18 protein-coding genes are annotated in these 17,142 nt (G+C 54.6%); 15 read left to right on the top strand and 3 right to left on the bottom strand.

Translation table 11 applies throughout. The features are described 5' to 3' along the window. Positions 1 to 95 precede the first annotated feature (95 nt). The 13 genes from ALFI_RS04815 to ALFI_RS17375 all read left to right on the top strand — a co-directional run bounded on the left by ALFI_RS04815 (position 96) and on the right by ALFI_RS17375 (position 11,647). Positions 96 to 686 carry a hypothetical protein gene (locus ALFI_RS04815; protein ID WP_014774992.1) on the top strand — a complete coding sequence of 197 codons (591 nt, stop codon included), beginning with the start codon at positions 96 to 98 and terminating at the stop codon, positions 684 to 686. Beyond that, positions 655 to 1,041: a four helix bundle protein gene (locus ALFI_RS04810; protein ID WP_014774991.1), complete on the top strand. Its 387-nt coding sequence runs from the start codon at positions 655 to 657 to the stop codon at positions 1,039 to 1,041. Before ALFI_RS04815 ends, ALFI_RS04810 begins: the two co-directional genes overlap by 32 nt. 993 nt (positions 1,042 to 2,034) lie before the next feature. Continuing rightward, positions 2,035 to 3,315 carry an RNA-directed DNA polymerase gene (locus ALFI_RS04805; RefSeq protein WP_014774990.1) on the top strand — a complete coding sequence of 427 codons (1,281 nt, stop codon included), beginning with the start codon at positions 2,035 to 2,037 and terminating at the stop codon, positions 3,313 to 3,315. 17 nt (positions 3,316 to 3,332) lie between these two features. Next, complete coding sequence (locus ALFI_RS04800) at positions 3,333 to 3,788, top strand: PepSY-like domain-containing protein (protein ID WP_014774989.1); 456 nt, start codon at positions 3,333 to 3,335, stop codon at positions 3,786 to 3,788. A 341-nt stretch (positions 3,789 to 4,129) separates the two neighbouring features. Next, positions 4,130 to 4,735: an FKBP-type peptidyl-prolyl cis-trans isomerase gene (locus ALFI_RS16175; protein WP_155835636.1), complete on the top strand. Its 606-nt coding sequence runs from the start codon at positions 4,130 to 4,132 to the stop codon at positions 4,733 to 4,735. Positions 4,736 to 5,001: 266 nt separating this feature from the next. Then, the gene (locus ALFI_RS04790; RefSeq protein WP_042493307.1) at positions 5,002 to 6,285 is read left to right on the top strand and encodes a PepSY-like domain-containing protein; all 1,284 of its coding nucleotides are present in this window, start codon (positions 5,002 to 5,004) and stop codon (positions 6,283 to 6,285) included. A 23-nt stretch (positions 6,286 to 6,308) separates the two neighbouring features. Next, on the top strand, positions 6,309 to 6,941 hold the full coding sequence (locus ALFI_RS04785) for a hypothetical protein (protein WP_014774985.1): 633 nt from the start codon (positions 6,309 to 6,311) through the stop codon (positions 6,939 to 6,941). A 177-nt stretch (positions 6,942 to 7,118) separates the two neighbouring features. Next, the gene (locus ALFI_RS04780) at positions 7,119 to 7,568 is read left to right on the top strand and encodes a PepSY-like domain-containing protein (RefSeq protein WP_042493303.1); all 450 of its coding nucleotides are present in this window, start codon (positions 7,119 to 7,121) and stop codon (positions 7,566 to 7,568) included. A 113-nt stretch (positions 7,569 to 7,681) separates the two neighbouring features. Beyond that, complete coding sequence (locus ALFI_RS04775) at positions 7,682 to 8,143, top strand: PepSY-like domain-containing protein (protein WP_014774983.1); 462 nt, start codon at positions 7,682 to 7,684, stop codon at positions 8,141 to 8,143. A 183-nt stretch (positions 8,144 to 8,326) separates the two neighbouring features. Beyond that, positions 8,327 to 8,674: a DUF805 domain-containing protein gene (locus ALFI_RS04770; RefSeq protein WP_014774982.1), complete on the top strand. Its 348-nt coding sequence runs from the start codon at positions 8,327 to 8,329 to the stop codon at positions 8,672 to 8,674. Between the two features lie 253 nt (positions 8,675 to 8,927). After that, positions 8,928 to 10,214, top strand: coding sequence for a hypothetical protein (locus ALFI_RS04765; protein WP_014774981.1), 1,287 nt, complete (start codon positions 8,928 to 8,930; stop codon positions 10,212 to 10,214). A gap of 33 nt (positions 10,215 to 10,247) precedes the next feature. Further along, positions 10,248 to 10,538, top strand: coding sequence for a hypothetical protein (locus ALFI_RS04760; RefSeq protein ID WP_014774980.1), 291 nt, complete (start codon positions 10,248 to 10,250; stop codon positions 10,536 to 10,538). Positions 10,539 to 11,062: 524 nt separating this feature from the next. Next, positions 11,063 to 11,647: an RteC domain-containing protein gene (locus ALFI_RS17375; protein ID WP_244265010.1), complete on the top strand. Its 585-nt coding sequence runs from the start codon at positions 11,063 to 11,065 to the stop codon at positions 11,645 to 11,647. 91 nt (positions 11,648 to 11,738) lie between these two features. Here the strand turns inward: ALFI_RS17375 and ALFI_RS04750 are convergent, their stop codons facing one another. Next, on the bottom strand, positions 11,739 to 12,629 hold the full coding sequence (locus ALFI_RS04750) for an IS3 family transposase (protein ID WP_014774758.1): 891 nt from the start codon (positions 12,627 to 12,629) through the stop codon (positions 11,739 to 11,741). Then, complete coding sequence (locus tag ALFI_RS04745; protein ID WP_244265009.1) at positions 12,626 to 13,081, bottom strand: hypothetical protein; 456 nt, start codon at positions 13,079 to 13,081, stop codon at positions 12,626 to 12,628. Before ALFI_RS04745 ends, ALFI_RS04750 begins: the two co-directional genes overlap by 4 nt. 101 nt (positions 13,082 to 13,182) lie before the next feature. Between ALFI_RS04745 and mobC the strand changes: the two genes are divergently transcribed. After that, positions 13,183 to 15,198: a conjugal transfer protein MobC gene (gene mobC / locus ALFI_RS04740; RefSeq protein ID WP_014774977.1), complete on the top strand. Its 2,016-nt coding sequence runs from the start codon at positions 13,183 to 13,185 to the stop codon at positions 15,196 to 15,198. A gap of 62 nt (positions 15,199 to 15,260) precedes the next feature. Continuing rightward, the gene (locus ALFI_RS04735) at positions 15,261 to 15,434 is read left to right on the top strand and encodes a histone H1 (protein ID WP_014774976.1); all 174 of its coding nucleotides are present in this window, start codon (positions 15,261 to 15,263) and stop codon (positions 15,432 to 15,434) included. Positions 15,435 to 15,552: 118 nt separating this feature from the next. Here ALFI_RS04735 and ALFI_RS04730 read toward each other — a convergent pair whose 3' ends face one another. Next, positions 15,553 to 17,046, bottom strand: a complete 1,494-nt coding sequence (locus tag ALFI_RS04730; protein WP_014774975.1) for a Fic family protein — start codon at positions 17,044 to 17,046, stop codon at positions 15,553 to 15,555. Between the last annotated feature and the right edge of the window lie 96 nt (positions 17,047 to 17,142).

Below are 17,142 nucleotides of genomic sequence, written 5' to 3'. Positions count from 1 at the left end.
GTGTGCGAAAATTCGATTGATTGGATTATTACCCTGCGGCTTGTAGGCCGCAGGGTTGAAATACGCCCTTTGGGCGTCGAAAATTTTTTTGAAAAATGACCATTCAGGAAAAATTATCCTCTTTCGATGCCGCGCAGCCGCGAATGCACGTTTTTCACGAGGGAATGTTCGCCAAACTCTACAACGAGTCGGCTTTTCTTTTCACCGAACACGTGCGGCGCTACAAGGTCAACGTGACGGATTGCAAGCGGGGGCGTTACTACTCGCTGGGATTTCCGTTTTTCGCCCTCGGCGAGGTGTTCGGCGAAAACTCCGAGTGGATCCAGACCGAAATCAGCGAGGATTATCGGATTTACGGCGCCCCGGCCTTGGGATTCGATGCGCAGGAGTACGATGCTTGGTGCCGCGAGGCCGAGCGTGCGGCTGCCGAGGCGGACGCCCGCAAGGCGGCCCGGACCCCGAAGGCGGCGAATGCCGCACCGCAGGCCGAAGTGCGCTCCGGGAAGGAAGGCGGGGATACTCCTGCCATTCTCCCGCAGACCTGTACGCCGGATTCGATGCGCGCTATCCTTGCCGACGTGCTGCGCTTCCGCTTGGAGAGCGCCTCGCCGCTGGAGTGCATGCTGTTCCTGCAATCGGTTCAAAAGAGATGCTATGGCGCACTACCAGAATCTTCCGGTATTTAAGGATGCCTACGATCTGCTGCTGCGCGTCTATACGGTCAGCCGGACGTTCCAGCGCGATTTCCGCTACACGATCGGCGAGGACCTGAAAAAGATGCTGATGACGATGATGCTCTGCCTGTTCCGGGCCAACCGAAGCCGCGAAAAACTCTGCGAGGTGGCGCTGTGTCGGGAGCATATCGAGGAGGTGAAGATCTACCTGCGGATTCTTCACGACCTGAAACAGCTTTCGCTCAAACAATACGTGTTGTTGAGCGAGCGGTCCGAGGCGATTTCCAAGCAACTGGCCGCATGGGACAAATACCTGACCAAAAACGCTGTCGTCCGCAGGGACGGGGGCGAATCGAACGATCTTTGAAAACACTTGCAGAGGGTTTCGTGCCGGAATCCGCGTCATCCTGCGGGGTGTATGCGGAGCGAGCCGTGCCTGTTCAGTAACCCGCCGGAGTTTCAGCGGGCTTGTCCGGTCCCTTTTCGGGTCGGCGACGCCCGCTGCTTTTCGGCTCCGGTACTGTTTCGTCGGTCGCCCCGACGAAGCCGCCGCGACGACTCTTCCTGCGGTGCGGGCTTCGCTCCCGCCGCCGTTTCGTCGCCCGGGCTCACAGCGGTTGCTTCGGGTTTTCCTCTTGCCGGCAACGGTGGCAACCCGGCTAACGTCAACGGCTATTACTGGTCGGCTACGACCAGCTACGACACCAGGTACGACGCGTACTACCTGGGCCTTCTCCCTAGCGGTTCATCGGTGACGACCTACGGCAAAGGCTTGTATTCCGTGCGTTGTGTCCGTAGCGTGTGCGCGAGAACAGGCAAACCCTCTTTTATAGCTGCCGCCTGTGCGTGTTTTTTGTGAGTTTTGAGAATTTTTAGGATGATTGATATGCGATTACAGAGGGTTTCGTGCCGGAATCCGCGTCATCCTGCGGGGTGCATGCGGAGTGTGCCGTGCCTGTTCAGTAACCCGCCGGAGTTTCAGCGGGCTTGTCCGGTCCCTTTTCGGGTCGGCGACGCCCGCTGCTTTTCGGCTCCGGTACTGTTTCGTCGGTCGCCCCGACGAAGCCGCCGCGACGACTCTTCCTGCGGTGCGGGCTTCGCTCCCGCCGCCGTTTCGTCGCCCGGGCTCACAGCGGTTGCTTCGGGTTTTCCTCTTGCCGGCAACGGTGGCAGCCCGGCTAACGTCAACGGCTATTACTGGTCGGCTACGACCAACAACAACAACAACGCGTTCTACATGAGCGTTACGCCTACCGGTTCATCGGTGACGAACAACAACAAGACGAACTTGTATTCCGTGCGTTGTGTCCGTAGCGTGTGCGCGAGAACAGGCAAACCCTCTTTTTAAGAACGCAGAATTATGAACTACGATCTTTTGGATACCCTATTCCAAGCGTATTTCGATGTCCGGAAAGGCAAACGCAATACGGTCAATCAGCTCCGCTACGAGCTGAATATGGAGCACGAGCTGCTGGAGCTTTACGACGACATCGTCTCGCGTCGGTATAATCCTTCGCGCAGCATTTGTTTCCTGTTGACGGAGTTGGAGATCAAACGCGAGATTTTCGGAGCGAATTTCCGGGATCGCATCGTTCACCGTCTGATCCATGACCAGATCGCTCCGCTTTTCGAGCGGACCTTCATCGCCGACTCCTATTCGTGCCGAAAAGGGAGGGGGACGCTTTACGCCATTCGGCGGCTCGATCATCATATCCGCAGTTGTTCGCGCAATTATTCGCGGCCGTGCTGGGTGCTCAAACTCGACGTGCAGGGCTACTTTTTCTCTATCGACCGCAAGATCCTCTACGCCATGCTGCGCAGTTATCTCGAACGTCATTGGACGGCATATTGCGCCGCGCAGCCGGCCGGACGTTACATGCTCGATTCGGAGCTGCTGTTCTATCTGCTCGAACGGGTGATTTTCCACGATTCGACGCAAAACTGCATCGTGCGCGGATCGCGAAAGGTGTGGGCCGATTTCCCTCCGAGCAAAAGTCTTTTTCGCGCTGCGCCCGACTGCGGTCTTCCCATCGGCAATCTGACTTCGCAGTTGTTCAGCAATATCTACATGGATCGCTTCGACCAGTGGATGAAACGGGAGCTGAAAGTGCGTCATTACGGCCGTTATGTGGACGACTTTTTCATTGTGCACGAGGATCGGGCTTATCTGAAATCGTTGATTCCCGTGATCCGCGATTTTCTGCGCGAGGAGTTGCATTTGACGCTTCATCCTAACAAAATTCATTTGCAGCGCGCCGACCGGGGTGTGTTGTTCGTCGGCGGCTATGTCAAGCCCGGACGGATCTATCCGAGCCATCGGGTGATCCGGCGGTTGCTTCGGATGCTCGATGCCAGCCGATCGCATTACGGAGAGCGACAGGCTCCGAAATTTGCCGCTTCGATAAACTCCTATTTGGGAGGGATGAAACATTTCCGGTGTTATCGCTGTCTCCGCCGGATCATCGAGGCCAACGAGTGGATATACCGCTACGGGTGGATGCGAACGGACTTTGCGAAGTTTACGCTCGATCATCGGGTTCGGGCGCATGCTCCCTGCGCCTTGGTTTCAGATTCGCTCCAGAATCGTTTGCGACCTTTGCAGCGTGGACTTTCCGGAACCCACGAGAATTTGGATTATTAACCTAAAACCATTTAGTTATGAAAACGATCGCAAAATTACTTTTTATTGCCGTTCTGGTATTCGGAGGTCGGTTGTCGGCCCATGCCGACGGCCGTGAAGAGCCTATTGCCTTCGACCGCCTGCCGCAGGCTGCTCAGACGTTCCTGACGACTCATTTCAAGGACCTCACGCTGGCTTATATCGTCGCCGACCATAAGATTATGACCGTCGAGTACGAGGTGACGTACACCGACCGCACGGAGGTGGACTTCCGCGCCGACGGATCGTGGGAAAGCGTCGAGCGCAAGTACGCTCCGGTTCCCGCGGCCATCGTTCCCAAGCAGATCGCCGATTTCGTAGCCAAGAACCGGCTCTTCGACGGACAGTTTATCCGGGAGATCGAGCGCAATCCCTACACGTGGGAAATCAAGCTTTCGGGCGGTCTGGAGATCACCTTCGACGCACAGTTCAACGTCATCGGCTACGACGACTGATATGTTCGGGAGACTTTTTATACACAAAAATCTTCGTTGCAGCGTTTTCGGCGGCAGCGCTGCTGTCGCCGGCGCCTCTCGGAGCTCAGGACTTCGACAGGGATACGCCACCGGAGTTTCCGGACTACGACCTCGCACCGTTTCTCTGCGAGTGGTTGGCCGACAGTGCGGGCGTCGTCGCGACGGCGAGCGGTTTGCGCTACGTCGTTCTCGATACGGGCGATACGAGACTTCCGCGAGCGACTGAGTCCGATCGGGTTGTCATCTGGCAGCGCAATGCCGACAGGGATGATTCGGGGGCGTGGATTTGGAAGAGTGGATTCAATCGCAGCAGCGACTATGTGAATACCTACATTCGGTTTTATGACGAGGGGTTGCAGCTCATGCACCCCGGCGCGCATTTCATCTTCCACATCCCCGCGACGGAGGACGGTCCTGCCGAACGGTTCATCGACACCTGCATGATCGCTGTGGGCGAAGATGCCGGGGCGGACGAGGACGAGGGGGACGATTTCGATGAAACGAATTTCTTTCTCCGGAATGCCCTCGTTAAAGGCGTCGTCACGTTGGTGCCCGGCCTTCAGTATAAGGTGCTTAAAGAGGGGCGCGGAGCCGTAATCGCGGCTCATGACGAGGTGTATGTGAACTTTGCCGCGACACCTCTTGCCCGTTATCCGGAGTTCGAGCCGGGTCAGGGCGATTTCATACGTGCGGAAGGGGCTCTTTCGACGTTCCTCCCCGGCATCGAAAAGGGCTTGCAGCAGATGCGTCCCGGTTCGCGGTATGTATTCTGGATAGGCAGGGATTGGTCCGGTTCGCGCGGGAAGGGCCTTATCTTCGAGGTCGGTGCTGTGCGTTTATCGCAACGACGGAAAAGACGATTGACATCTCGCCTATGGATCGTGGAGTCTTCCGCCCTTGGCCTCGGCGCGTTCTGCATCGGATAGCGGGCCTTTTTTCCGCGTGGTTTCAAGGTTTCCATTCTGTTTCATCCGAGCATGACGACGAGGGCTTCGAGTCGCAGCGCCGTCACCGTCACGACGGGATGGGATTTACCCGCAAGGGACATTGATGCGGAGTCGATGCAAAACCGAAACATATGAGAAAACACATTGTATAACACGAACCATTTCGTTAAGCCGGGCATAATCGAGTTTGCTCGAATTGTCGAGGCGAGAAATGGGCTGAAAAATTCAATATTTATTACTGACTTATGAAAAGAAACACTATTGTTATGACCTTGCTCGTGAGCGCATTGGCTCTGGCAAGTTGCGAAAAGACCGAAAACACTCCCCGACAGCCCGCCGTCAGCGAGCAGGCGCAGGCGGCCCTCGCGGCTAAATATCCTTCTGCATCGAATGTCAGCTGGCAGACTAAGGGCGGTTACGTCGTTGCGAGCTTTTCGCTTCCCGTATCTCGCGCCGAGGCCGGCAGCGATCTGGCCGCATGGTTCGACAATGGCGGCGCATGGTACATGACCGAAACGGACATCGAGTTCTCGATGCTTCCTGTCGCTGTTCAGACGGCTTTCTCAGAGAGCGAATACGCCTCGGCTCCGTGGCGCGTGGACGATGTGGACATGCTGGAGCGCGAAGGCGTGGAGACGATCTACGTCATCGAGGTCGAGAAACGCGAGAACGGCATCGAGACCGAAGTGGACCTCTACTATTCTGCTGACGGCGTGCTGGTCAAGATGCTGACGGACTCGGCTCCCGACTACGACTACGGAGACTACATTCCCTCGAAGCCCGCCACGAGCATCGAGGAGTGGATTCGGCAGAACTATCCCGAAGCCCGCATCACCGAGATCGATTACGAACACGGCATGACCGAGGTGGATATCATCGACTCCCGCACGCCGCGCGAACTGCTCTTCGACGGCAATAACGCTTGGCTCTACACGAAGACCGAGGTTCGGCGCACGGACGTTCCCGAAAACGTCATGACGACGCTTGCGAAGAGCCAGTACGCTTCGTATTGGATCGACGACATCGACCATTATCAAACGCCCGACAGCGAGTTCTGGCGCTTCGATCTGGAGTCTGCACAGGGCGACGTCAAGGTGGACATCTCCCCCGACGGAGAGCTTACGCTCAAACAGCCCGGCGGCAATACGGGCGGCAACCCCGGTCAGGGCAACGGTCAGTTGGTCGATACGACTGTCGCCGAGTTCATCGCCTCGAAATATCCGGGCGCGCAGATCGTGGAGCAGGATTACGACGACGGCCTTCTGGAAGTCGAGATTTGGCACGAGGGCCGCGAGAAGGATGTCTATTTCAACGGACAGAACGCTTGGGTTTACACCGAATGGGACATCCGCCGTGCGGAGCTTCCGCAGGCCGTCACAGCGGCTATTGCCACGTCGCAGTGGGCGAGCTATTCGATCGACGACATCGAGTATGTTCAGACGCCGACCGTGGAATACTATCTCGTGGAGTTGGAACGCGGCAAGCAGGAGGTCGATCTCCGTATCACGGCCGAGGGTACAATCCTTTGACGACAATACCTTGATATTACGATATGAAAAGGAAACATCCCGCACGAATATACCGTTTGATATTCGTCTTATGTCTTTTGGCGTCGGCGGATATAGTCCAAGCTCGGCACGCTTCCGACAAGGCGTATAAGGGCGGTAATTTCACGCTCGAATTCGGCGCTTTTACAAGCGCGGGTTCCAAAATTTCCTTCACGGGATTCTCCCTGACACCGGTCGGCGGCTACACGTTTAGCGAACACCTGTTTCTGGGTGGCGGCGTATCCTTCTGCTTCAATACGGTCGGTAACTTTTTCAGCATGTCCACGCCCGTGTTTGTCCGAGGAAAATACGCTCTGTTAAAATCGAGGATTACGCCATACGTTTTACTGGACACAGGCTACGATCCGCTATTTGTTTCTGTCAATTATGAGATAAGCGAATCGTATGTACCGTCGCACGGCGACCTGTGGATATATGGTACTCGCGGAGGTTTCTATCTTCGGCCCGAATTGGGTGTCTCGTTGCGTTTGCGCCGCCGCAAAAGCGTGAATTTCGGTATCGGCTACTGCCGGCAGCGCGGCGATTTCAAACGTATGGAGTTGCAGAACGGCAGCATTGAAGCGGTAAATTATTTTAAGGTCGGAAAATTGACTTTTAGGACCGGTTTTACTTTTTAATTATCGTCTTTACTGACGAGGATTACAAATATGCCGCCCGAAACACTGACAAGACCGAATAGAGTGAAAACGACCGGTTTTCCGATCGAAGACATTCGCCGATGTCAAACGACGGTTACTGGATTATGCAGCGAAAAATAAGCATGCTGCGCAATTATATAACTTAAACTTGAAGATATGAGAAAAATAAGTACCTCAGCCGTGCTGACGGCGTTCCTCTTTCTGCTGTTGGCAGCGTGGGGCTGCGACGACGAAGAGCGCATTTCCTACGGTAAGTTGCCTTCCGCCGCACGTACATTCATCGAGACCTACTTTCCGACCGAAAGTTGTGTGTATGCCGAGCGGGACCGCGACGACGGACGCCGCGAGTACGAGGTACGCCTGTCGAACGGCGCCGAAATCAAATTCGACGCGCAGGGACAGTGGTTCGAGGTGGACTGTAAGTTTTCACTGCTGCCCGCGGGTATCGTTCCTCAGACCATCGCCGCAGATATCGCTGCGCGCTATCCCGGCGCCGGCGCCTATAAGGTCGAACGCGCGATGGGCGGCTACGAGATTTCCATCGGCAGCGGGGTGGAGTTGATCTATTCGGCCGCCGGAACCTTCGTGCGTGAGGAACGCTACTGATGCTTAGGAACGCTCCGCGTGTAAAACGTTTTCGCGCCTGATGCGCTTACGCGCGGAGTTTCCCTCTCTCTTTCCGACAAACGCCTTCATTGAATCTATTTGAATTGAAAGCTATGAACCTGAAAAATTTGAAGATGAAACATTGTGCGATGATGCTGGCCGCATTGGTCGCCGGTGTGCTGCTTTTTACTGAGTGCGCGTCGATGCGCATCCCTTACCGGCGTCTGCCTACCAAGGCGAAAGCCTTTATTGAAACTTACTTCCCGACCGAGAGTTGCGTCTATGCCGAGCGGGACCGCGACGACAGACGCCGCGAGTATGAAGTGAAGTTGTCTAACGGCACGGACATCGACTTCCACGCTTCGGGCGCTTGGAAAAAGGTGGACTGCGAATACTCGTTCCTGCCTGCGGGCATCGTGCCGCAGGCTATTGTCGACGACCTTGCCGAGCGCTTCCCCGGAGCAAGGATTTCGAAGGCCGAGCGCGAACGCGGCGGCTATAAGCTTACGCTGGGCAGCGGAGCGGAGATGATCTATGCGGCGGACGGAAGGTTTATCCGCGTGGAGTATGATTAGTGTCCGCCTTCCTCGCGTATTCCGGTGCGGAAGCGGGAGTCTCTTGCGCCTGTGTCTGGGGCTCGTCGTGCTGCTGCCGGTCCTTGCGGCTTGGCTGCTTTCCCTGCCCTTCTGGCTTTTTGAGCGGTATGGCCGCGGACAATGAACGATTGATTTATTCATTAACACGAAAAAGAATGAATTATGAATTGGTATCTGAAAGTTGTAAAAGAACATTATGCTGACTTCAAAGGTCGTGCCCGCCGCCGGGAGTATTGGATGTTCACGCTGTTCAACCTGATCATAATGGTTGTACTGACCGTTATCGGCATCCTGTTAAGGTTTCCGTTTATCCAGACGATCTACGGACTGGCCGTGTTGGTTCCCGCATTGGCCGTGTGCGTGCGTCGCCTTCACGATTTGGGCAAGAGCGGTTGGATGCTGCTGCTCAGCCTGATTCCCCTTGTCAACCTTTATCTGATTTATCTCTTCTGCTTGGAGGGCGAGAAGAAGAGCAATGCTTGGGGCCCGAATCCCAAGGCTTCGGAGTGACACGGCAGGCTGATTCGAGCAGGGGCGCAGGATGGTGCCATGCGCTCCATTTTTCGGGTACTGCTTCCCTCTGTAATCGAAGAAGAGATGAACGATACAAATTTTGTTGCTCCATGTTGTCGCAGCCTGTGAGGAATCGAAATTGTTTCACTGCATGTGTCGCCTTGTTTTTTTCGTGTGCTGATAATGATTGTTTTACCCCCCCCCACCTCCTCCGGAAAGTCCTTGAAGCGAGGCAGGGAATCTTCGTCCCATGACAGCCGATTTCGTAAAGAACGCCCGGCAAAAGGGTCCTGCAGCCCGTACCGTGGCGAAGTACCGCGAGGCGGTCGAGTTGTACGGTTCTACGTCGTTGAGCGTTCGTGCAATCTGCGCCCGTTGCGGTGTGTCGTATGCGGGTTTTCGGAGCTATCTGTACAAGTACCGCCGCGACCTGCTGCTGTCGCGTCACGGCGTGGCGGCTTCTTCGGCTTCGGATGCCGCGCATACGCGCCTGCGGGGACGCCGTGGCCAGACTGCGGCTGCGCGCGCCAAGTACGGCGATGCGCTTGCTGCCTGCGGTGATGCAAAGTATTTCGAATACAACGTGTCGCAGATTGCGCACCTGTTCGGACTGAACCCCACGGGTTTGAGCAATCAGCTTCGTGCGCACTGTCCGGGGCTTCTCGAACGCCGGGAGCTGGAGCGTCGGCGGCTGGGTTTTGCGGACAACCAGCAGCGGGGCGTGCGTCCGTGGTGCCGGGAGCAGTACGCCGCAGCCGTCAAACTACTTCGCACAACTGAACTTACGTTGCCGGAGGTCGCCGAGAAGTGCGGGGTCTCCTTTACCGGGCTCCGCCAGCACGTGTGTTTCTATCACAAGGATTTGCTGCAGGCGCGCAGCGAGTTGCGCGAGCGCGCCAAGACGCAAAAAAGAAAAGGACATATCACCGGCAGCGGACGGCGCCACGAGCCGACGCCCGAAAGCCGCGAGCGTTACCGGGAGGCCGTGCGGATGTATGCGCAGAGTGCTCTGACGATCCGGGAGATTGCCGACATGACGGGCGTTAATCGAAGTTCCCTGTGCAGTTATCTGCGGGTCTGGTGTCGGGAGGAGACGTTCGCCCGCCGGGGTGCGGAGTATCGGGAGGGTGCGAGCCTTTCGCAGACCAAGCAGTACAAGAAGACCACGGCGGCCAAATACGCTCCGGCCATCGAGCGGCTGCGTGCGGAGAACCGTCCCACGTCGGAGATTGCCGCGGAGTTCGGGCTGCATCCGGAGGTCTTTCGGCAGTACCTCAAAGAGCACGAGCCGGAACTGTACGCCCGGCAGGGTATGATGCGCGCTTCGAACGGCCGCAGCATCTCGCGTCGCAGCATGGAGAAATACGCCGAAGCTGTCGGGCTCTATGAGACGACTGCAGAGCCGCTCAAGTCCATCGCCCGGCGGCTGGGTCTGAATTACAATTCGCTGGGCGGGTTTGTCCGGCGCAATTTTCCGGAACTGATTGAGAAAAATAAGGAATGTTCTGTGCCATGTGATGGCAGCGATGCAGAATGACAATAAACGCTATGAATATAAAAATTATGTGATATGAGACTGTTGACGATACGTTTTCTTTTGGCTTTGCTGGTGGTCTCCGGAGCCTCTTTCCGCGCCGCAGGCAAGTCGCCCGAAAAACTTCCGGGACGCAGCATTGAGACTAAGCAGTTACCCGAAACGATTCGAAGGTTCGTTTTGCGGCATTATTCCAATCTGAGCAGATTCAACTACCGTTGGGACCGGCGTTTTTACTATGCCTTCAATGAGAACGGCGGTTATATGCTGTTTTCGGCGGACGGTGTGTTGCGAGGTTTTCGCTATTACCTGCGGCAGATGCCCTGAGAGTTGGCCGATCTGCTTCCGGAACTTCCGATGCACCATATCCGGAATCATTATCCGAAACATTTTCTCTGTACTTTCCTTCCGGCAGGGGAGGGATACCGTGCGGAACTCTTCGGCGCTGACGACCGCACTCTGCACTTCGACAGCGAAGGCCGTTTTGTGAGAGAGGAATGACCGTTGCTATCCTCGCGCCTCGAAAGCTATTCTTGCTGTGTAATCCTGAAAAAATGCGTAATCTGCAACTTTACAGTTAATCCCTCCTGCCGGCCCTGATCCCCGGTACCGCCTGCAATATGAAGCGGGATCGGGAAATGCTGTGCCTGCTCGTTATCGAACCCCGGAGTTTCGAACTCCGGGGTTCGCTGTTTTCTGTCGTGACGCCGCCTTCCGCTCGCGGGGGCCGCCCTGCAACTTTGTCCGCACGAAATTGTAAGTCAGAAACAGAAAACAAAAAATCTTGAAAAATGAAACCCGATAAAAAGAATATATCGCATAATCTGCGCCTTTTGGAAAAGAGTCATTTTGTGAAACAGCTTTGCATGTCGCAGGAGGACGGCGCCGAACCGTGTGATTTTAAACGCTTGGAAGCGTCCTATGCGCGTTTTATAGGAAGTGTGCAGCGTCTTGTGGCGTCGGAGCAGTGCGCTCCGCTCGACATGCTGCACGCCCTGTCCCGTGCTCGGAACCGGCTCGTGCGGCTGCGCTCCTGCGAGGAACGGCGTCCGGCGGCGCTTGTCGCGCTTTGGGAAGGAGCCGTCTCACATCTGGAATTTGAGATGCGGATGGTCCATCTGCGTATCGAGCATCCCGCGGTTATGGATCGGCTGCCGCAGAGCGAAAAACCCCGCTCGGCGCTCTATTTGGCCGAGCCGTTCACGCCGACGGACCTCATGGAGCTGATTACGGCGTTGCATAGTGCCGGCGTGGGACGGCGTATCGACGGTACCCGTGCCAATGTGGAACAGTTGGTCGAGTTGTTCTCGTGGATGCTCAATGTCCGCATCAACAACCCCATCCAATGCCGCCGTGGGGTCATCAACCGCAAGTTGCGGCTGACGCGGTTTCTGGATCTGCTGCGCAACTCTCTGATTGAAGAGAGCCAGCGATAAGCGTCGGCGCCCCTCATCCGAGGGGCGCTTTTTGTTGTCCCGTCCTGAAAAAGGTTTACAGTGATTGATAATTAAAGATAAACATTTTGGTTCAAAAAATATTGTCCTGATATAAGTTTACATATGCCTTCCGAACAACCGTCTTTCGGCCCCAATGATGTTTGAGTTTCCCGGTTCTAAGTTCCGCTTCCAAGGGCGTAAGCCAATCGCAGCTGGCATGAGGTCTGAGTGAATTGTAAAGGATAACGATCTGGTCGATGCGTTCTTTTGCTGCCTGAAAACTTTCAAAACATTCCTCGTCGATCCATTCGCTCTTCAGAATACCGTTCACCCGTTCGGCAACGGCATTCTCATACGGATCGCCCTTTTCAGTCATGCTGATGCGAATCCCATTATCGGTCAGCAATTTCACATATTCTTTCGAACAATATTGGCATCCTCTGTCCGAATGATGGATTAACCCTTGCCGTTTTTGCTGCGGAGTCTGGTCTATGGCCATCCTCAGTGCACGGAGCGCTCCGTCCCGTTCCAATGTCGTATTCAGATCATAGCCTACGATCCGTTTGGAATAGGCATCCGTTATCAAAGCCAGATATGCAAATCCTTCTTTCAAAGAAATGTACGTAATATCTCCGACCCATAAACGATGCGGCCGCTCGAGGTCGAAACCCCGGATCAGATTCGGATATTTACGCATCCAGTGCCGCGAGCAGGTCGTAACGCTGTATTTCTTCCGACGTTTGACCAGAAGATTGTTTTCCGAAAGCAGCGTAAATAACCGATCCCGACTGACCGGAAATCCGTCTTGTTGCAGCAAATGCCACAGTTTACGACCGCCGAGCCTGGGCATCAGTTTCCGGTAGTAACCCACCCGCTCCAAAAGAAGGGTGTCGGACAAAGATCCTTCCCTATTACGCCGTAAATGTTTATAATAGGCCTGACGGGTATAGCCGAACAACCCGCACAGAAACGACAGGCTCATTGCTGTGTGTCTTTCTTTGAGACGCTGGACTGTCCGGCTGCGGATTTTTTTAGCAGGTCGATACCGTATTCTTCTTGGAGGATATCTCCCATGATCTCATAGCCTTCCAGACGTAATAAAGCCTCTTCCAAGCGCCGCCGAAGGGCTTTGTTCTCGGATAATAATTCACTGGCTTCTTCACTCGTAACGCGGGACATGATCGGATAAGGATTAGGGGTACTCACAAAGCTACAACTATTTTTCGCTTTCCACCGCTGACCCATCTTATGAATCGTAGACATGGGAATACCATGTTCTTCGGAGAGTTGGCGAGCCGTCTTGACTCCGCTCAAATACTCCTGTAAAATCAGATGACGCAACTGACGCGATAAATAATGACGTGATAAGTCTGAATTCGTTTTTTGCTGCATAAGATTTACTCTTTTCTGTAAACCTTTTTCAGGACGGGACATGTCCGCTTCCTGTATTTGGGGCGGACTGGAACGGACAGGGGCGGACACCGGCAACGTTTTTTCTGTCGCTGGTGTATTTTCAGGGCTTTAATGTTTCGATCATGCAGCAGGAAGATGATTTAAGAGCCCTTGAAAGTATCGTACAGTTCGCCCGTGGGCTGGGCGTGTTTTTCCTTATCCTCCATCTCTATTGGTTTTGTTACGAGTGGTTGTCCGGAAGCGGCCTGACATGGGCTTTCGTCGACCGCCTTCTGCTGAATATCCAGCGGTCGACGTCGCTGTTCTCTTCTCCCATGGTTACCAAATTCTGCGCCTTTCTGTTTCTCGCCGTCGGCTGCTACGGAACCAAGAGCGTCCGTAACGGCAAGGTCGGCAGGCGACATATCGTCGGTGCAGTCTGTCTGGGACTCCCGCTGTTTTTTCTGAACGGCTTCCTGCTGTCGCTGCCCGCGGACATCGGCTTGCGGGCGTGGTGCTATGCGCTGACCCTCGGTGCGGGCTACCTCTGCCTGCTGGCCGCCGGCGTGTGGCTGCGGCGATTGATGAAACAGCCGCTTATGGACGATCCTTTCAATGACAATAACGAAAGTTTTCTTCAGGAGGAACGTTGTATTGACAACGATTGCTCGGTGAACCTACCTACGCGTTACCGCTATAAAGGACAATGGCGGAACGGGTGGATATCGGTTGTAAACGTTTACAGATCGACGGCGGTCATCGGCCTGCCCGGCTCCGGAAAAAGCTACGCCGTACTGAACAACTATATCAAACAGCATATCGAGAAGGGTTTCTCGATGCTTATCTATGATTATAAGTATGACGACCTTACGCGCATTGCCTACAACCACCTGCTCCGGCATCTGGACAGATACGAAGTCAAACCGAAATTCTGCATCATCAATTTCGACGATCCCCGCCGCTCGAACCGCTGCAATCCCATCGACGCCCGCTTTATGGACGACATCTCGGATGCCTATGAAAGCGCCTACGTTACGCTTCTGAACCTCAATAAGACGTGGGTCGACAAGCAGGGTGACTTCTTCACCGATTCGGCCGTCATCCTGCTCGCGGCGATTATCTGGTACCTGAAAATCTACGACCGAGGCCGCTATTGCACTTTTCCGCATGCCATCGAATTTTTGTGCCAGCCTCTCGATAAGATTTTCCCGATCCTTTCATCTTATCCCGAACTGGAAAACTACCTCTCGCCTTTTGTCGACGCATGGAAAAGCAATGCGCAGGACCAGTTGCAGGGACAGGTGGCATCGGTGAAAATCCCGCTCTCGCGTATGATCTCTCCGCAACTCTACTGGGTGCTTACGGGCAATGACTTTACGCTGGACATCAATAACCCCGAAGAACCGAAAATCCTCTGCATGGGCAACAATCCCGATCGACAGAGCATCTACGGCGCGGCGTTGGGACTCTATAATTCCCGCCTTATCCGGCTTATCAATAAAAAGGGAAAATTAAAATCGTCCCTTATCATTGACGAGCTGCCTACGATTTACGTTCGAGGGTTGGACAACCTGATTGCCACAGCCCGCTCGAACAAGGTTTCCGTCTGTCTGGGATTTCAGGACTTTTCGCAGTTGGAGCGCGACTACGGAGAGAAGGAGGCCAAGGTCATCATCAATACCGTGGGCAACATCTTTTCGGGACAGGTCGTGGGCGATACGGCCCGCACCTTGTCGGATCGTTTCGGCAAGATCGTCCAGCTGCGCGAGTCGCACTCGGTGTCGAACGAGAACGTTACGACTTCGACCAATACGCAGCTGGAAACGCTGATTCCGGCTGCGAAAATCTCCAATCTCACACAGGGTATGTTCGTGGGCTCGGTAGCCGACAACTTCGACGAGCGCATCGAGCAGAAAATCTTCCATGCCGAGATCGTCATCGATAACGACAAGGTCAGGACGGAAACTGCGGCCTATGTCCCCATTCCTGAAATATCCTCTTTTGTCGGCGAAGACGGCAAGGACCATATGGCGGAAATTGTCCGGGAGAACTATTACCGGGTCAAGGCCGACATTGCGGAGCTCGTCCTCCGGGAGATCGCTCGCATCGAGGCCGACCCGAAATTATCGCAGCTGCTCCCCAAGAAAAAACAAGGATGAGTGTGGGTATTTTCCGGAAAAAAGTTATCTTTGCCATCCGAATTTTTTAATACCGAAAAACGATGAAAGAGTTGATTGAAAAGATTCAGAACGCCTATTCGGCTTTTACGGCAGACGCCGCCCTTCAGGTAGAGAAAGGCAACAAGGCAGCCGGAACGCGTGCCCGCAAGGCATCGCTGGAAGTGGAGAAGCTGATGAAGGAGTTCCGTAAGGAGTCGCTGACTTATCAGCAGTAAGACGCCTCATTTTTGGCCGGATAAGGCCATGAAAGGTGTACGCCATATATGGTGTGCACCTTTCTTTTTGGGGTTTGGACCGTTGTTTGTCCGATCTCGGTTTTCAAGACGGACATTTCTATATCGAAGAGATAAATTTCGTGAAAGGTCCTATCTGACCCTGAACGCTCGCTTGTTCGAGCGCTGACATGTATTCTTTACATCTCTCTACGGGAATAATCACCCAGTCGTACCCACCCGATGCGAGCATCGTGTTCATCAGAAAACGCCCCACACGTCCGTTCCCATCCATGTAGGGATGGATATAGGTAAATACGAAATGTCCCAACACGGCTTTCACCCGCGCATCCGGTTCTTCCGAGAGCAGTTCGAACAGCGTCGTCATGGCATCGCGGAGTGCTTCTGGGTTGAGTGGCGTGTGCATGGAGTTGCGGATATATACCTGATGGGAGCGGTATCCGACAAGGTCCGATGCCTTGATGATGCCAGCCGTTACACAAGGCATGAACATCTCGCTGTGCCATGTCGCAAGATCACGGGCGATGACAGTCGCGCCGTTGCTTCCGCCGAGAATTTCCGCGACGCTCTTTTTTACCTGCTGGAAAGCCTGCCAATAGCCCCGTGCCGCGAGGGCGTTTCGCAAGTCGGCATCCTCTCCGTCGGGTGTCCATGCACCGCTGCGGACCTTTTGGATCAACTCGTCGGTGACCCGATAGCCTTCGATCGAAAGAGAGTGGTAGGCATCCAGTTTATAACATGCCTCCATGCGCTCCATGTATTCGGAGGAGGAAAGGTTGCTTTTCTCGCGTGTGAAATCCGTAAGGACCTCCATGCGCATCTGCTGCCACATAAGCCTTAGTCGCGTGGTGTAAGGCGACGTTGCGACGGTGACTTTTATGACTTGCTCAAACGGATCTTCCTCTCTAACGTCATATCCGATACGCTTCATCGTTGCGGCAATTTCGTCCGCGATATCCTTGCGGCCGATGTTGCGAAATGCTCCGATGACCCGTCCTGCCCGAACGGTCTGCCCCGTGTCCACGAGGATTTTAAGAATCTCGGAACTGTCACGTATGAGCGAAAGGGCTGTGCGCATGGTCATGGCGTCGTTCCTGTAGATTGCAGGCGTCGCTGCGATAATCGCCTCGGAGAGCGGATAAAGGTTGAGTCGGTAGGGATTGTCGGTGTCGATTCTCGACGGCAGAGCGGCTTCCAGATTGAACAAGGAGGTAGGGGGCAACAACTCCAGTGAGTTGTTGCTACCCTTAGGGGAGCGTATCAGCACTTGCCTCGGAACGGTCGTGGAGCCGCTGTAAATCGCCAGCGATTGTTCGGCCGAAAGGCACCACTCCTTACCATAGCGCTCCGTGGCATAGCGTCGGATGAAGTTCCAGAATGAAGCATACCATGCCGTGCTGTCGCCCGTCTCGGTCCGGGGATCGGTGACGATGTACCATCCCTTGATGACCGGCATCAGAAAGTGGTTCGCAAGCAGCCTTTTCAGATGCGTGGGTGATAGTTCGCTGCTTTTGACGACGGTACAATCACCGTTCTGTTGTACCTGCTTGAGTGCCGCTAACGACGAAGCCAATAGTTCTGAAATGGTTGCCATAGTCTGAATGCTTGTAGTGATACACGTTTATTGTTTTGTTTTGTATCACGTCTGTTGGCGTGTAGTTAAACACGTTTATTTTGCAAATATAATGTT

This window comes from Alistipes finegoldii DSM 17242, assembly GCF_000265365.1.
Lineage (GTDB): Bacteria > Bacteroidota > Bacteroidia > Bacteroidales > Rikenellaceae > Alistipes > Alistipes finegoldii.
The sequence above is the reverse complement of the archived record's forward strand: the minus strand, read 5'-3'. Positions and strand labels throughout refer to the sequence as shown.

Coding starts and splice junctions, on each gene's coding strand:
- ALFI_RS04815 (WP_014774992.1), top strand. CDS start 96: ATGACCATTCAGGAAAAATTATCCTCTTTCGATGCCGCGCAGCCGCGA.
- ALFI_RS04810 (WP_014774991.1), top strand. CDS start 655: ATGGCGCACTACCAGAATCTTCCGGTATTTAAGGATGCCTACGATCTG.
- ALFI_RS04805 (WP_014774990.1), top strand. CDS start 2,035: ATGAACTACGATCTTTTGGATACCCTATTCCAAGCGTATTTCGATGTC.
- ALFI_RS04800 (WP_014774989.1), top strand. CDS start 3,333: ATGAAAACGATCGCAAAATTACTTTTTATTGCCGTTCTGGTATTCGGA.
- ALFI_RS04790 (WP_042493307.1), top strand. CDS start 5,002: ATGAAAAGAAACACTATTGTTATGACCTTGCTCGTGAGCGCATTGGCT.
- ALFI_RS04785 (WP_014774985.1), top strand. CDS start 6,309: ATGAAAAGGAAACATCCCGCACGAATATACCGTTTGATATTCGTCTTA.
- ALFI_RS04780 (WP_042493303.1), top strand. CDS start 7,119: ATGAGAAAAATAAGTACCTCAGCCGTGCTGACGGCGTTCCTCTTTCTG.
- ALFI_RS04775 (WP_014774983.1), top strand. CDS start 7,682: ATGAACCTGAAAAATTTGAAGATGAAACATTGTGCGATGATGCTGGCC.
- ALFI_RS04770 (WP_014774982.1), top strand. CDS start 8,327: ATGAATTGGTATCTGAAAGTTGTAAAAGAACATTATGCTGACTTCAAA.
- ALFI_RS04765 (WP_014774981.1), top strand. CDS start 8,928: ATGACAGCCGATTTCGTAAAGAACGCCCGGCAAAAGGGTCCTGCAGCC.
- ALFI_RS04760 (WP_014774980.1), top strand. CDS start 10,248: ATGAGACTGTTGACGATACGTTTTCTTTTGGCTTTGCTGGTGGTCTCC.
- ALFI_RS04750 (WP_014774758.1), bottom strand. CDS start 12,629: ATGAGCCTGTCGTTTCTGTGCGGGTTGTTCGGCTATACCCGTCAGGCC.
- ALFI_RS04745 (WP_244265009.1), bottom strand. CDS start 13,081: ATGTCCCGTCCTGAAAAAGGTTTACAGAAAAGAGTAAATCTTATGCAG.
- mobC (WP_014774977.1), top strand. CDS start 13,183: ATGCAGCAGGAAGATGATTTAAGAGCCCTTGAAAGTATCGTACAGTTC.
- ALFI_RS04735 (WP_014774976.1), top strand. CDS start 15,261: ATGAAAGAGTTGATTGAAAAGATTCAGAACGCCTATTCGGCTTTTACG.
- ALFI_RS04730 (WP_014774975.1), bottom strand. CDS start 17,046: ATGGCAACCATTTCAGAACTATTGGCTTCGTCGTTAGCGGCACTCAAG.